The following is a 15268-nucleotide window of genomic DNA, read 5'->3' as shown; positions in this document are numbered from 1 at the left end:
ATGAACTGCCTGTCCGCCCGCCTGGCCCTGGCTGCGTTGCTATGCAGCCCGATGGTGCATGCCGCCTACCCCGTCACCGTGCAAAGCTGCGACCGCTCGGTGACGTTCACCGCTGCGCCGCAGCGTGCCGTCAGCAACGATGTGAACCTCACCAAAATGATGGTTGCCCTGGGTTTGCAATCGCACATGGTCGGCTACAGCGGCATTACCGGCTGGAGCAAACCCGACCAGGCGCTGTTGCGCGAGCTGGGCAAGCTGCCCGAACTGTCCAGTAAATATCCGTCTCTGGAAACACTGCTCAATGCCAACGCCGACTTCTATTTTGCCGGCTGGAACTATGGCATGCGCGTGGGTGGCGATGTCACTCCGCAAAGTCTGGCCCCGCTGGGCATCCAGGCCTATGAGCTGACCGAATCCTGCGCCCAGATAATGCCCCGCGCCGAGGCGACGCTGGAGGATGTCTACAACGACCTGCTCAATCTGGGCCGGATATTCGATGTGCAGACCCGGGCCGAAACGCTGGTTGCACAGATGCGCCGCAGCGTGAGCGACGTCGAAAAAAGCGTGGCAGGCAAATCGCCGCCCAGGGTGTTTCTGTATGACAGCGGTGAAGACCGGCCGATGACCGCCGGGCGTCTGGCAATCCCTCAGGCGCTGATCAGCGCTGCAGGCGGCCGCAATGTCATGGGCGACGTCGCAGCCAGCTGGACCCACGTCAATTGGGAGTCGGTCGTGCAAAACAATCCCGAGGTGATCGTGATCGTCGACTACGGCGAAGTCAGCGCCGCGCAGAAACAGCACTTTCTTGAAAGCAATCCGGCCCTGCAATCCGTCGACGCGATCCGCAACCGGCGTTATGTCGTGCTGCCCTATGTGGCGGTGACGCCCGGCATCGACAATGTCACGGCTATCGAAACGCTTGCAGCGGCATTTCATGACGTGAAGCGATGACGCTGGCGCAGTGGCTGACCGAACGGCCGCGCCGTTACCTGGGCCTGCTGATCGCTCTGACGCTTTTGCTGCTGACGTCATGCCTGGTGTGCATCACCTTCGGCGCGGCCCCTGTGCCCTTGAGCCGGGTAATGGATATCCTGATGTTCAAACTCTGCGGTACTGCCGAACATCCGCCGCTCTGGACGGCGGGACAGGAAACCATCGTCTGGCTGATACGCACGCCCCGCGTGTTGCTGGGCGCGCTGGCAGGCGCAGGGCTGGCGCTGATCGGCTGCGTTCTGCAAGCCGCGACCCGCAATCCACTGGCCGATCCGCATTTGCTGGGAGCGACCTCGGGCGCAACGCTTGGCGCAGTGATCGTGGTCATGCATGTGGGGGAAGTGTTTGGCATGCTGACATTGCCGCTGGCCGCCTTTGTCGGCTCGCTGGTCAGCCTGTGCTTGGTGTTGTGGCTGGCCAGTCACCAAGGCCGCCTGGACAGCCAGCGCCTGCTGCTCGGCGGCGTGGCCGTGTCCTTCGTGATGATGGCAATCGCCAACCTGTCATTGTTTCTGGGCGACCACCGCGCCAGCTCCTCAGTGCTGTTCTGGATGCTGGGCGGGTTGGGTCTGGCCCGCTGGGAATTGCTTGCAGTGCCGTTTATCACGGTGCTGTGCGGTTGGGTCCTGCTGCAAGGGCTGGGTCGTTCACTGAACGCGCTGATGGGCGGCGACCAGACCGCCGTGAGCCTTGGCCTTCAAGTGCGCAATGTGCGCCTGCTGATTTTCCTGATCGCCTCACTGATGACCGGCGTACTGGTCGCCCTGTGCGGCTCCATCGGTTTTGTCGGCCTGATGGTGCCGCACATGGCCAGACGTCTGGTGGGCTCCGAGCATCGCCGGCTGTTGCCTGTCGCCACTCTTCTGGGTGCATTGTTGATGGTCTGGGTAGACGTCATCTCCCGCACCCTGATCGCCCCTGAAGACCTGCCGATAGGCATTACCACCGCCTTGTTGGGAGGGCTGTTTTTTATTTTCATGATGAAGCGCGGTCAGTAACGGGCAACGTGTTTGCCGCGTGCAAACACGACTGCCCGCGGCCCTTCTGGCTACATGACAAACTTGTGTCATCGTTTCTTAACACCTTTATGACATTTATTTTGCGCTGGTTATTTAAGGCTGCCGACGCACCTGAATACAAACCGGCTCATCCATTCATGCATGAAGCAGAAGGAGCGACACTTGAGAGTGACAGTGTTCGGAACCGGTTATGTGGGACTTACCCTTGCTGCTTGTCTGGCTGAAGTAGGCCATACCGTGTGTTGCATGGACGTCGACAGCAAGCGCATTGACGCGCTGCGCGAAGGTATATGTCCGATATTCGAGCCCGGTCTTGGCGAACTTCTGCGCAATGGCCTGGACTGCAAGAGACTGAGTTTCACGACCGATGAAGTACACGCCAGTCGCTTTGCAGAGTTGCTATTCATCGCAGTCGGCACGCCAGCGCAAGTCGACGGCAAGGCGGACCTGAGCCAGGTGCTTGCCGTACTGCACTCGGTGATCAGACACGCCGAGAGCGCCCCGATCATTGTCAACAAGTCGACCTCGCCAGTGGGCACCGTTGACCGCCTGCTCGTTGAGATCGCTGCCAGTGCGCGACGCGATGACGGCTTTGAAGTGATCAGCAACCCCGAGTTTTTCAAGGAAGGCTGCGCGGTCAGTGACTGCCTGCGTCCGGATCGCATTATCGTCGGCGGGGCCAGCCCGCGAGCGCTGGAGCAGATGCGCGAGTTGTATCAGCCCTTCAGTCGCAACCGCGAGAAATTTGTGATCATGGATGCCCGCAGCGCAGAGCTGTCCAAATACGCTGCCAACTGCCTGCTGGCGACCAAGATTTCGTTCATCAACGAGATCGCCAACCTCGCTGAACAAGTAGGTGCCGACATAGAACAGGTGCGGCTAGGCATCGGCTCCGACCCGCGCATTGGCTATGACTTCATTTACCCAGGCTGCGGCTTCGGCGGCTCATGCTTTCCCAAGGACTTGCAGGCGCTGATCGGCACAGCCAGCGAGCACGGCGTGGAAACGGCGTTGCTCAATGCTGTGGAACAGGTCAATCGCCGCCAGAAGCACCGCCTGTTTGAAAATATCCACACGCATTATCGTGGTGATCTCAGTGGCAAGGTCTTCGCCGTCTGGGGACTGGCCTTCAAGCCCAATACCGATGATATTCGCGAAGCCTCCAGCCATACCCTGCTCAAAGCGCTCTGGGCAGCCGGTGCCAGGGTTCAAGCGCACGACCCTCAAGCAATAGAAGCGGTCAGGCATCATTACGGCGAGCGAAACGACCTGCAACTGGTGCAGTGCAAGCAGGATGCTCTGGAAGGCGCAGACGCTCTGGTGGTGGTAACCGAGTGGCAGGACTACCGGGTGCTGGACCTGGACCAGCTCGGCGAAAAGCTCGGTGATCGCGTGGTGTTCGATGGCCGCAACCTGTTCGACCCGTCGCAGCTGCGTGAGGCGGGCTTTACCTACTACGGCATTGGTCGTGGCCGGGCGACTCAGCCATGACGGTACTGGTGACAGGTGCTGCGGGGTTCATCGGCTTTCATGTCGCCAGGCGTCTGTGCGAGCTCGGTGTTGAGGTCGTCGGCATCGACAACCTCAACGATTATTACAGCGTCGAGCTCAAGCAATCGCGCTTGGCCATACTCCAGCGCCTGCCAGGTTTCACGTTCCACAGGCTGGACATCACCGATGCCGAAGGTCTGTCCACCCTCTTCTCGCAAAATACCTTCGAACAGGTCATTCATCTGGCGGCGCAGGCCGGTGTGCGTTATTCGCTTGAACAGCCGAATGTTTACGCCCAATCCAATCTGGTCGGCTTTATCAACGTGCTCGAGGCCTGTCGGCAGTATCGACCGGCGCACCTGATCTACGCGTCGAGCAGCTCGGTCTACGGCGCCAATACGCGCATGCCGTTTCAGGTAGAGGATGCCGTCGACCGGCCGCTGTCCCTGTATGCCGCCACCAAGCGTGCCAACGAACTCACCGCCTACAGCTATTGCCACTTGTACGGCCTACGCGCCACAGGGCTGCGCTTTTTCACCGTCTACGGCCCCTGGGGCCGGCCGGACATGGCGCTGTTCAAGTTCACAAAAGCCATGCTCGCCGGGCAGCCTGTGGATATCTACAACCACGGCGAAATGGCGCGGGACTTCACATACATCGACGACATTGTCGAAAGCATCCTGCGCCTGCGTCTGCTGCCGCCCGATGCCGTTGGCAGCGAGCCGCCTCATCAGCTCTTCAACATCGGCCGGGGTCAGCCCGTCAAGCTGCTGGAGTTCGTCGATTGCCTGGAGGCCGCGCTAGGTCTGCGCGCCGAAAGGCGCTACCTGCCCTTGCAAGCGGGCGACGTGCTGCAAACCTGGGCGGACGTCAGTGCGCTGAGCCAATGGATCGACTTTCAACCGCAGGTCTCGGTCGACACCGGCGTCAGGGCCTTCGTCGACTGGTATCGGGAGCACTATCAGGCCCGGATCTGTGCGCCACTTCAATAACAAGGACTTCCATGACCACGCCCACTTTTCTCTCCGTCGTGATCCCGGCCAAAAACGAAGCCGACAACCTGCCCAGCCTGATAAAAGAGATTTGCACAGCGCTGGACGGGGAACGCTACGAGATACTGGTCGTTGATGACGGCAGCACAGACGACACCTTGAAAGTGCTGACTCACCTCAAAGACAGCGGATTGACCTTGTTGCGGATCCTGCGCCACGAGCGATCGCTCGGGCAGAGCACTTCGGTCTATCACGCAGCACTGGCGGCCAACGGCACCTGGCTGGCGACCCTGGACGGTGACGGTCAGAACGACCCGGCGGATATTCCCGGGATGTTGGCGCTGGTACGCGCTCACGCAAACGGCTCCGGGGCGATACAGCTGGTGGCAGGCCACAGAGTGAATCGGCGAGATACCGCCAGCAAACGCTGGGCCTCGCGCTTTGCCAACGGCCTGCGCAGCCGGCTTCTCAAGGACGCAACTCCAGACACCGGGTGCGGCCTGAAACTGATCGAGCGGGCCGCGTTTCTGCGTCTGCCGTACTTCGACCATATGCATCGGTTCATTCCAGCGCTGATTCAGCGACATAACGGCCGTATGGTCACGCACCCCGTCAACCACCGCCATCGCCAGGCCGGCGTGTCCAAGTACGGCAACCTGGACCGCGCGCTGGTGGGCATTCTTGATCTGGTCGGCGTCTGGTGGCTGATCCGCCGGACTCGCCTGGATGTTCAGGCACAGGAACTGCAGTCATGAAGCCGGACAACGAGACTTTCTGGCTGGTCCTGGGTTTTGTCGGGCAGGCGGTTTTTACCGGACGCTTTGTCCTGCAATGGCTGTACAGCGAATTCAAGAAGCGCAGCATCATCCCGGTGGGCTTCTGGTACCTGAGCATGCTGGGCAGCACGATCCTGCTGGCCTACGCCATTTATCGACAGGACCCGGTCTTCATCGCCGGCCAGGCCTTTGGTCTGCTGGTGTACATGCGCAACCTGCAGCTGATCAGCCGACAGGCCAAGACATCCGAGGAGCAATGACGGTGCGAACTCACCTTTCGCCTCGCCTCGAGGGATGGCTACTGGTCGCGCTGGCCGTCTTACTGGTCGGGGGCGGCCTGGGCTTGCGTCTGCCGCAGAACGTGGACGAAGAGCGGTTTCTCGGCGTTGCCCTGGAAATGCTGCAGAACGGCTCATGGTTCGTCCCGCACCGGGCCGCGCAGATCTATGCCGACAAACCGCCGCTGTTCATGTGGGCGACGGCATTCTTCATTTGGCTGACGGGCAGCCCGAACATAGCGCTGTACCTGCCCGGGCTGCTCTCTGCAGGCGCAACCACCGCAGTCCTCTACGATCTGGGCACCCGCCTGTGGAACCGACGCATCGGTCGGTACGCCGCCTTGTTGTTCCTGGCCACCTATCAGACCTACAGCATCCTGCGCACCGGGCAGATCGACAGTTTTCTGTGCCTGTGGATTGCGCTGGGCTTCTACGGCCTGGTCCGCCACGTGTTGCTTGGGCCGGCCTGGGGCTGGTTCTATTTCAGCTGTGCGGCCATGGGCCTGGGCATTATCACCAAGGGCGTCGGTTTTGTTCCCGCCTTGATGTTGATCCCTTACGCCTATGCCGCGCGTAAAGGTTGGCACGGTGTGGTGGCCATGCCTGGACAGGCCGCGCGCTGGGCGCTGGGTCTGCTGGTGTTATTGCTGGCCTGCTGCCTGTGGCTGGTGCCGATGATTATCTCGGTCGTGCGTGACGGCGGCCCGGAAGGCTTCGCCTATGTGCAGGAAATACTCTTGCACCAGACGGCTAACCGCTACGCCAGCGCCTGGGACCACCGCGAGCCCTTCTGGTATTTCTTCGTCAAAGTCATCCCGCAGTATTGGCTGCCGCTGGTGTTGGTGCTGCCCTGGCTGATCCCGGCCTGGCGCCGACAGTTGAGCAAGCGCGACGGCCGGGTTCTGGTACTGCTCGGCTGGGTGTTGCTGGTGCTGCTGTTCTTCAGCCTCTCCAGTGGCAAACGCAAGATCTACATCTTTCCGGCGCTGCCCGGCCTGATACTGGTGGCGGCCCCCTTGCTGCCCTGGTTGTTGAAACGCTGGTTCCATGACCGCGTCAGGGCTCGGCAAATCGTCCCGGTGGTGGTGGTTATCTGGCTTGGTCTGTGGTTCGCCAGAGGGTTCGTCGAACCCGTCATAGAGGGCCAAAACCCACACAAGGAACTGATGGAGCAAGCCGCTTACGTCACGCAAGGTGCCGATCTGGTGCTGGTCAACTGGCGCGAGGGGCACTGGCTCTATGCACGCCAACCCATTGTGCATTTCGGTTTTGCCAAGCCGTCGGCAACCGAACAGGCTGCCCGCTGGCTAAGGGAAAACCCCGGCACCTTTGCGCTGGTGCCAGGCGAGCAACTGGCCAATTGCTTCTTGCCGGAAAAAGCCCGGCCGCTGGGTCAGACCTCCAGAGCTGACTGGTTCATCGTCGATGCCGATGCCGACAACGGCCGGTGCAGACCGGAAAGTCCGATGCAGGCCTATCGCTTCGCCTGGCAGCAAAATGTTGATTAATCCCCCGCCCAGCCGCCCAACACGCGGGAGTGAATGAAGCCATGCAACTGGAAACGATCAAGGCAAAGCGCCTGACGTGGTCGAACGTCGCACGAAGGCAGGTATCACTCGCACAACTCGTGCTGAGTGCAGGTGCTCTCGGGCTGCTGATCCTGGCCTCCGCCGTGTCGACACACTTTCAGGTCCACCAACAGCTGTACCAGTACGGTCGCACCTGGTTAAAGGGCAATACGGCAGCCGACAAGAATATCTGGCTGCCGGATTTCCATGTGGTTATCGACGCCAAACCACTTGCACCGGACGTCGCCAATATCTCCGGGATCACCTACGACTACGATAATGACCGACTGCTGGCAGTGACCAACAAAGGCCCCAGGCAACTGCTGGCGCTGAACGTGAACGGCGACATAATCGCCCGCTACCCATTGATCGGTTTCGACGACACCGAAGGTGTGGCTTATCTGGGCAACGGTCGCATCGTGCTGTGCGACGAAGATCTCCAGCAACTGGACATCATCACGTTGCCGCCGCAAGCACGCCCCATCCACGTCGAGGAAGCTCAGTTCATTGCACTACTGATCAACCCCAGTATTCATAACAAGGGATTCGAAGGCGTAACCTACGATCCCGCCAACGACCGCCTGTTCGCGATCAAGGAGCGCGATCCACGGCAGATGTTCGAGGTTTCCGGCGTCCTGCGCTCCATCGATCAGGGCCGTCTGCAGATCAAAATTGCCGACCGGATCGACTGGATCACGAAAAGTGTCGCTGCACGCGACCTTTCAGACGGTTACTACGATCCGCGAACCGGCCATTTACTGCTGCTCAGCGACCAGTCGCACTCGATCACGGAACTGGACAGCAAGGGACGATTCGTCAGCATTCGATCACTGCTGGGTACCTTCTCCGACCTCAAGCACAGCGCCCCGCAACCCGAAGGCCTGACCATGGACCGCGCAGGTAACCTATACGTGGTCAGCGAGCCGAATCTGTTTTACAAGTTTTCGAAAGTGCCGGAATAGGTAGTGAAGAAACCCGGCCTTGAGGGTGACTTTCGGGGAGTGGGGTCTGTTTTGGGAGAGCTTACGGAATTCGGAAAAATGTGCCAGTTGCTCAGGAGCGTGAGCCGTGACAGATCGGGTTTTCGCGGTGGTTGCCATGATGAAGTGCTCCTGATTGTCACTCGATTCAAAGTTAATCACAGTAAATAATCTAGCATCCTAAAGCGTGCCGTCAGCTTGGGCCTATTCCCAGGCCTGGTGGATAACCTACCCGATAGAATCCACGGCTTTTATTAGAGGGTCGTGACACAGTGCCAGGCTAATTGGCGCACTGCTTCCGCTGCAATGAAACCTCAAGGAGATGAGTGCAATGTCGCGTAAAGTTTTTGTAGCCGGCGCATCCGGTGTAATCGGCAGAGCCCTGCTCAAGCTATTGGTGGCTGCGGACTACACCGTGTATGGCGCTACCCGTCGCGCCGAAAAAGTGAAGGACATCGAGGCCACAGGTGCTACGGCAGTGGTGGTCGATGTCTATGACGCCGAGCGTTTAAATGAAGAGTTGGTCCGCATACAGCCATGGGCTGTTATTCATCAACTGACAGATCTGCCTCGTGGCTTGAGTCCTGAATTGATGGCCAAAGCGGTCGAGAACAACGCACGTATCCGTACAGAAGGAACGCGTAATCTGGTAGCCGCCGCTCGAGCCGCTGGCGCTACTCGTCTGATAGCTCAAAGCATCGCCTGGGCCTACCGTTCAGGCGACACCCCTTATCTGGAAACCTGCCCTCTGGACGTCGAGGCACAAGGCAGCCGTGGCATCAGCGTGGGGGGTGTGGCAGCCTTGGAACAGCAAGTGCTGAGCGAGCCTGCATTGAACGGAACCGTCTTGCGCTATGGCCAGTTATACGGGCCCGACACTGGCACTGACGAGCCGACCGGCACCAGCCCTGTGCACGTACAAGACGCTGCGCGTGCAGTACTGCTGGCGTTGGAAATAGGGCAAAGTGGTATTTTCAATATCACCCAGGACAGCCCGACCGTCAGCAACGAGAAAGCCAAGCGCATACTGGGGTGGTCTCCTAACGTGGAGGCTTGACGCCTTAACGCAGTTACTCCCTAAGAAGGCAGGCTTTCTATCTCCAGTCGCGTGTCTGCCGAGGTCAATGGATGGCAACTTTCAGGCAGGAAATTGTTATGAAACCACTGGACATTGTTTTTCATGAGTTACACAAGAATGGGCTTTTGATACTGGCCAATGTCAGCGATGCAGGCGGGGCAAAAGTCGTAGAGTCATTGGGTGCCACCGCGATCGCCACCAGCAGTGCAGGCATGGCGTGGGCGCATGGTTACGCCGATGGCAACCAGCTCCCCCTTACGCGGCTGGCAGCCAGCATTGAATCTATGACGCGAATACTGCGCGTCCCCCTGACCGTAGACATTGAGGCCGGTTACTCCGACGATCTTCAACATGTCGCCAGCGTTGTCGAAGCGGTTGTCGCCGCAGGTGCCGTGGGTATCAACATCGAAGACGGTACCGCACCACCGGAAGTACTTGTGCGCAAAATCGAAGTTGCCCGAGAAGTCGCCGACAAGCATGGTATTAATCTATTCATCAATGCGCGCAGTGATGTCTATCTGAAAAGCCTGGTGCCACCCGTCCAGCGTCTGGATGAAATCATCCGGCGTGCAGCGCTTTATGCACAGGCAGGAGCCAACGGTCTGTTCGCCGCCGGAATGGTCATACCTGCCGAGATTTCCACACTGTGCAACAACTGCACGCTACCGGTGAACCTGCTTGCCCGCGACGGGCTGTCGGCACCCGACGATTTGCAGCGCTTAGGCGTTAGACGCCTGAGCGCCGGTTCCAGTATTGCGGAGTTTCTGTATGGAGCGATGGAAGGGCTGGCGCGCTCTTTCATCGAGCGCGGGCAGCTGGATACGCAAGCGCTTACGGGTTTTACGTATGGGAAATTGAATGGGTTAATAGGGAGCGTGGATAAAGCAACAGGCCCATAGGCAGAGTGCGCGGTAGGTGCCCAGGGGCCACAAGCCCAAGCGTGCTTGGGAAATCCCTGCTGGTTTGGCAAGGTCCCTAAACACACTATCAGGTCATGAACCGAGCGGTTAAACGGCGCCAACACGGATCAAACCGGATCTAAGACGCAGCGCCGACTGTATGTCGCGCTAGCCGAAGTAGTACATCAGCAGCCTTGCTGCTCGACTGGTTGCGGCTGGCGCCAAAAAGAACTGCATAAGCGATGGGGCGACTTTAGAGAAATCTGCGACCGTTTTAATTCACATGCCACAGGTTTAATTCCCAAATATCACCCCTGTGGATAACTCACTCCACCGTCACCGACTTCGCCAAATTCCGCGGCTGGTCAACATCCGTCCCCTTCAACACAGCCACGTAATACGAAAGCAACTGCAGCGGGATGGTGTACAGAATCGGTGCAAGAGCATCGATGATGTGTGGCATGGCGATGACGTGGGTGCCTTCGCCGTTCTTCATGCCGGCCTGCTCGTCTGCGAACACGATCAACTCGCCGCCGCGTGCGCGCACTTCCTGCAGGTTGGATTTGAGTTTCTCCAGCAGTTCGTTGTTTGGTGCGACGGTGACGACTGGCATGTCGGCGTCGACCAGCGCCAGCGGGCCGTGCTTGAGTTCGCCGGCCGGGTAGGCTTCGGCGTGGATGTAGGAGATCTCTTTGAGCTTGAGCGCGCCTTCCATTGCCACAGGGAACTGTGCGCCGCGCCCGAGGAACAGGGTGTGGTGCTTCTCGGCGAACAGTTCGGCGACTTTCTCGACCGTGCCGTCCATTGCCAGTGCTTCGCCGAGGCGGGTTGGCAGGCGACGCAGTTCTTCGACCAGTTGCGCTTCGACGCCCTGCTCCAGCGAACCCTTGACCTGACCCAGCGACAGGGTCAGCAGCAACAAGGCGACCAATTGGGTGGTGAAGGCTTTGGTCGATGCCACGCCGATTTCCGGACCGGCCTGGGTCAGCAGGGTCAGGTCGGACTCGCGCACCAGTGAGCTGATGCCCACGTTACAGATCGCCAGGCTGGCCAGAAAGCCCAGTTCCTTGGCGTTGCGCAGCGCTGCCAGGGTGTCGGCGGTTTCACCGGACTGGGAGATCGAGACGAACAGGGTGTCCGGCTGAACCACTACCTTGCGATAGCGAAACTCGCTGGCCACTTCGACCTGGCAAGGGATGCCGGCCAGGCCTTCAAGCCAGTAACGCGCGACCATGCCGGCGTGGTAGCTGGTGCCACAGGCGACGATCTGAACGTTGCGTACTTTGGCGAACAGCTCGGCAGCCTGTGGACCGAATGCGTGGACCAGCACTTGCTGCTGCCCCAGACGACCTTCGAGGGTGCGCTGTACAACCTTGGGCTGCTCGTGAATTTCCTTGAGCATGAAGTGGCGGTACTCGCCCTTGTCGGCGGCTTCGGCGCCTTCATGGTATTGCACCACTTCGCGCTCGACCGACACCCCGTCGACGTTCCAGATCTGCACGCTGTCGCGACGGATCTCGGCGATATCGCCTTCTTCCAGGTACATGAAACGGTCGGTGACCTGACGCAGCGCCAATTGGTCGGAGGCTAGGAAGTTTTCACCCAGGCCCATGCCGACAACCAGCGGGCTGCCGCTGCGGGCGGCCAGCAGGCGGTCCGGCTGCGCGGCATTGATGACCGCAAGACCATAGGCGCCGTGAAGTTCTTTCACCGCAGCCTTCAGGGCAACCGCCAGATCGGCGGTGTCCTTGAGCTTGTGGTGCAGCAGGTGGACGATGACTTCAGTGTCGGTATCGGATGCGAATACGTAACCCAGGCCTTTCAGCTGTTCACGCAGCGCTTCGTGATTCTCGATGATGCCGTTGTGGACAACTGCCAGCGTGTTGGCCGAGAAATGCGGGTGGGCGTTACGCTCACACGGGGCACCGTGGGTCGCCCAACGCGTGTGGGCAATACCCAGACGGCCGATCAGCGGCTCGCCGGCAAGTGCCTGTTCCAGCTCACTGACCTTGCCGGAGCGACGACGGCGCTCAAGGGTGCCTTCGTTACTGAAGACTGCTACGCCCGCGCTGTCATAACCGCGGTATTCAAGGCGCTTGAGGCCTTCGAGCAAAATGGCCGTGATATTACGTTCAGCAACGGCGCCGACGATTCCACACATGGTTATCTCCTAGCTGACAGCAGCACAAATCAGATTGATGCCGCGGGCCTGTATCTGATCGCGTGCCTCACTGGACAGGCGATCATCAGTAATAAGGGTGTGGATACTGCTCCAGGGCAGCTCCAGATTGGGGATCTTGCGACCGACCTTGTCGGCTTCGACCATGACCACGACTTCCCGAGCGACTTCCGCCATGACCCGGCTCAAGCCCAGCAGCTCGTTGAAAGTGGTGGTGCCACGAACCAGATCAATGCCGTCGGCACCGATAAACAACTGATCAAAATCGTAGGAGCGCAGTACCTGCTCCGCGACCTGCCCCTGAAAGGACTCCGAGTGTGGGTCCCACGTTCCGCCCGTCATCAACAGGACCGGTTCGTGTTCCAGTTCGGTCAGGGCGCGCGCAACATGCAGGGAATTGGTCATGACCACCAGGCCGGGTTGCTGGCCCAGCTCAGGGATCAATGCAGCCGTGGTGCTGCCGCTGTCGACGATGATTCTGGCGTGCTCGCGAATTCTCGAGACCGCAGCGCGAGCGATGGCCTGTTTGTAACGGGAAACCGGCTGACTGCCGTCGTTTATAAGCTCGTGAGGAAGCGGCACTGCGCCCCCATAACGACGCAACAGCAGACCATTGGTTTCAAGGGCAGCCAGGTCCTTTCGAATCGTAACTTCTGAAGTTTCAAAGCGTCTGGCCAGATCGTCCACACTAACTTCACCTTGCTCGTTGAGCAGGGCGAGAATGTTGTGGCGACGTTGTGGTGTATTGCGCTTCGACATGACTGCCTTAAGTTTCGTTTCGAAAGATAACGAAGGCAATCAAAACCTATTTTGGGGGTTTGGTCAAGGGTTGGGACGGCGCGTTCTCTTGGATACTCGCTACACCGACTTTTGAACATGGGGTGTGGTGCACAGCTGTGTGACGCGGAGCGTCACGAACGGCACTCCCACGCTGGAGCGTGAGGAACGAGAGTGTCTGAACGAATGCTGATAGTACCCATGCTCCGCGTGGGGATGCAGTTCTGGGCGCTCTGCGTCTGTCTCGCTGGAGCGTTGCGGACGCGTGCCAATGCTGAGCATTGGCACGCGACTCATCATGAGCTGTGGATAACTCAGTCTTTCCTGATTTTCACCGGACGCTTCCAGCCTTCGATGTTGCGTTGGCGGGCGCGGGCCACGCCGAGTTGTTCAGCAGGCACGTTCTGCGTGATGGTCGAACCGGCTGCAGTCGTCGCACCGTCCAGGATATCCACAGGCGCGACCAGAGAGTTGTTAGAACCAATGAAGACGTCTGCACCCAGCGTGGTCTTGTGCTTGTTGGCACCATCGTAGTTACAGGTGATGGTACCAGCGCCGATATTGGTGCGTGCGCCGACCTCGGCGTCGCCCAGATAAGTCAGGTGGCCGACCTTGGCGCCCTCGCCCAGGTTCGCATTCTTCAGCTCGACAAAGTTACCCACATGCGCCTTGGCACCCAGCACGCTGCCTGGTCGCAGACGTGCAAACGGGCCGGCATCGCTGCCCTCGCCCAGAATCGCGCCTTCGATATGGCTGTTGGCTTTGACGACGACGCCCTTGCGCAGGGTGCTGTCCTTGATGACGCAGTTCGGACCGATGACCACGTCATCCTCGATCACGACCTTGCCTTCAAGAATCACATTGATATCGATCAGCACGTCGCGCCCAACGCTCACTTCACCGCGCACATCGAATCGCGCAGGGTCACGCAGGGTCACGCCAGCCGCCATCAGACGACGGGCTTCGCGCATCTGGTAATGACGCTCCAGCTCGGAAAGCTGCTTGCGATCATTGGCACCCTGCACTTCCATCGCGTCGTAGGGCTGCTCTGTGGCAACCACCAGACCATCGTTGGCTGCCATGGCAATCACGTCGGTGAGGTAATACTCGCCCTGGGCATTGTTGTTGGACAGCCGCCCCAGCCAGTCAGCGAGATGAGCGGCAGGCACCGCGAGAATTCCGGTATTGCCTTCGGTGATAGCCTTCTGCGCGTCACTCGCGTCCTTATGCTCGACGATGGCACAGACACGATTCTGATCATCACGAACGATACGGCCGTAACCAGTAGGGTCATCCAGCGTAACGGTCAGCAGGCCCAGTTGCTGCGGGTTGACCAGTTTGAGCAGGCGCGAGAGCGTTTCCACTTCGATCAACGGTACGTCGCCATAAAGAATCAACACGGTGTCAGCCGTCAGCGCGGGCAGCGCCTGAGCAACCGCATGACCGGTACCGAGTTGCTTGTCCTGCATCACGAAATTCAAGTCATCGGCTGCCAGCTGTTCACGCACGGCATCAGCGCCGTGTCCAATCACGACATGTATTCCACTTGGGGATAACTGACGTGCGCTGTGGATAACATGACCCAGCATGGAGTTGCCGGCCACGGGGTGCAAAACCTTCGGCAGCGCGGAACGCATCCGGGTACCTTGGCCAGCAGCGAGAATTACGATATCGAGAGACATGATAGGACTACCAACTGAGCGGCAACCGGACCGAAGGCGGGCTGACTTGAAAGAGGAAATCTGAAAAAAGAAAAAGGGTAGCCGAGGCTACCCTTTTTCTCAATCGCGCATCGAGTGCAGCAGGGTTAGCCGCCGAACTTCTTGCGAATTTGCTGAACGGTGCGCAGCTGAGCTGCAGCCTCGGCCAGACGAGCAGTTGCAGATCCATAATCGAAATCTGCGCCCTTCTCGTTCAGGGCCTTCTCTGCAGCCAGTACGGCTGCCTGAGCAGAAGCTTCATCCAGGTCGGCAGCACGTTGCACAGTATCGGCAAGCACCTTGACCATGTTCGGCTGAACTTCAAGGAAACCACCGGAGATGTAGAACACCTCGGCTTCCCCACCCTGCTTGATCAAGCGGATCGGGCCCGGCTTCAGATCAGTGATCAGCGGCGCGTGGCCTGGAGCGATACCGATATCACCCAGGTTGCCGTGCGCAATCACCATCTCGACCAGACCGGAGAAGATTTCCCCTTCCGCGCTGACGATGTCGCAATGGACTGTCATAGCCATTTGCT

Annotated in this window: 14 protein-coding genes; 10 read left to right on the top strand and 4 right to left on the bottom strand. The window is 59.4% G+C overall.

Features of this window, described 5'->3' with window-relative positions:
* From JOE33_RS14230 to JOE33_RS14185, 10 genes are all read left to right on the top strand, one after another.
* Entirely contained in the window at nucleotides 1-951 is a 951-nt protein-coding gene (locus JOE33_RS14230) for an ABC transporter substrate-binding protein (protein ID WP_122694678.1), read from the top strand.
* Entirely contained in the window at nucleotides 948-1991 is a 1044-nt protein-coding gene (locus tag JOE33_RS14225; RefSeq protein WP_032611229.1) for an iron ABC transporter permease, read from the top strand. The genes JOE33_RS14230 and JOE33_RS14225 overlap by 4 nt, the downstream gene beginning before the upstream one ends.
* Nucleotides 1992-2174: 183 nt before the next feature.
* Nucleotides 2175-3503 (top strand): UDP-glucose/GDP-mannose dehydrogenase family protein, encoded by a 1329-nt coding sequence (locus JOE33_RS14220; RefSeq protein ID WP_187625352.1) that lies wholly within the window; start codon nucleotides 2175-2177, stop codon nucleotides 3501-3503.
* Complete coding sequence (locus JOE33_RS14215) at nucleotides 3500-4495, top strand: NAD-dependent epimerase (protein WP_187625351.1); 996 nt, start codon at nucleotides 3500-3502, stop codon at nucleotides 4493-4495. Before JOE33_RS14220 ends, JOE33_RS14215 begins: the two co-directional genes overlap by 4 nt.
* A gap of 11 nt (nucleotides 4496-4506) precedes the next feature.
* Nucleotides 4507-5250 (top strand): glycosyltransferase family 2 protein, encoded by a 744-nt coding sequence (locus tag JOE33_RS14210; RefSeq protein ID WP_010428436.1) that lies wholly within the window; start codon nucleotides 4507-4509, stop codon nucleotides 5248-5250.
* The gene (locus tag JOE33_RS14205) at nucleotides 5247-5531 is read left to right on the top strand and encodes a lipid-A-disaccharide synthase N-terminal domain-containing protein (protein WP_010428439.1); all 285 of its coding nucleotides are present in this window, start codon (nucleotides 5247-5249) and stop codon (nucleotides 5529-5531) included. The genes JOE33_RS14210 and JOE33_RS14205 overlap by 4 nt, the downstream gene beginning before the upstream one ends.
* Nucleotides 5528-7057, top strand: a complete 1530-nt coding sequence (locus tag JOE33_RS14200; RefSeq protein WP_122529357.1) for a glycosyltransferase family 39 protein — start codon at nucleotides 5528-5530, stop codon at nucleotides 7055-7057. Before JOE33_RS14205 ends, JOE33_RS14200 begins: the two co-directional genes overlap by 4 nt.
* Nucleotides 7058-7098: 41 nt before the next feature.
* On the top strand, nucleotides 7099-8079 hold the full coding sequence (locus JOE33_RS14195) for an SdiA-regulated domain-containing protein (protein WP_187625350.1): 981 nt from the start codon (nucleotides 7099-7101) through the stop codon (nucleotides 8077-8079).
* A gap of 349 nt (nucleotides 8080-8428) precedes the next feature.
* A complete protein-coding gene (locus JOE33_RS14190) occupies nucleotides 8429-9154 on the top strand; it encodes an NAD(P)-dependent oxidoreductase (protein ID WP_010428449.1) in 726 nt (241 codons plus the stop codon).
* 98 nt (nucleotides 9155-9252) lie between these two features.
* Nucleotides 9253-10074 (top strand): isocitrate lyase/phosphoenolpyruvate mutase family protein, encoded by an 822-nt coding sequence (locus JOE33_RS14185; RefSeq protein WP_010428452.1) that lies wholly within the window; start codon nucleotides 9253-9255, stop codon nucleotides 10072-10074.
* 325 nt (nucleotides 10075-10399) lie between these two features.
* Here JOE33_RS14185 and glmS read toward each other — a convergent pair whose 3' ends face one another.
* The 4 genes from glmS to JOE33_RS14165 form a co-directional block, all read right to left on the bottom strand.
* Nucleotides 10400-12235, bottom strand: coding sequence for a glutamine--fructose-6-phosphate transaminase (isomerizing) (gene glmS / locus JOE33_RS14180; protein WP_010428456.1), 1836 nt, complete (start codon nucleotides 12233-12235; stop codon nucleotides 10400-10402).
* Between the two features lie 9 nt (nucleotides 12236-12244).
* Entirely contained in the window at nucleotides 12245-13012 is a 768-nt protein-coding gene (locus JOE33_RS14175) for a DeoR family transcriptional regulator (RefSeq protein ID WP_010428458.1), read from the bottom strand.
* Nucleotides 13013-13344: 332 nt separating this feature from the next.
* Nucleotides 13345-14712, bottom strand: a complete 1368-nt coding sequence (gene glmU, locus JOE33_RS14170) for a bifunctional UDP-N-acetylglucosamine diphosphorylase/glucosamine-1-phosphate N-acetyltransferase GlmU (RefSeq protein ID WP_187625349.1) — start codon at nucleotides 14710-14712, stop codon at nucleotides 13345-13347.
* A 125-nt stretch (nucleotides 14713-14837) separates the two neighbouring features.
* On the bottom strand, nucleotides 14838-15263 hold the full coding sequence (locus JOE33_RS14165; RefSeq protein WP_003413751.1) for a F0F1 ATP synthase subunit epsilon: 426 nt from the start codon (nucleotides 15261-15263) through the stop codon (nucleotides 14838-14840).
* Between the last annotated feature and the right edge of the window lie 5 nt (nucleotides 15264-15268).

Origin of the sequence: Pseudomonas sp. PvP027 (assembly GCF_017833005.1) — a bacterium.
Lineage (GTDB): Bacteria > Pseudomonadota > Gammaproteobacteria > Pseudomonadales > Pseudomonadaceae > Aquipseudomonas > Aquipseudomonas congelans.
Note: the sequence above shows the minus strand (reverse complement) of the source record. Positions and strands in the feature narration are given on the sequence as shown.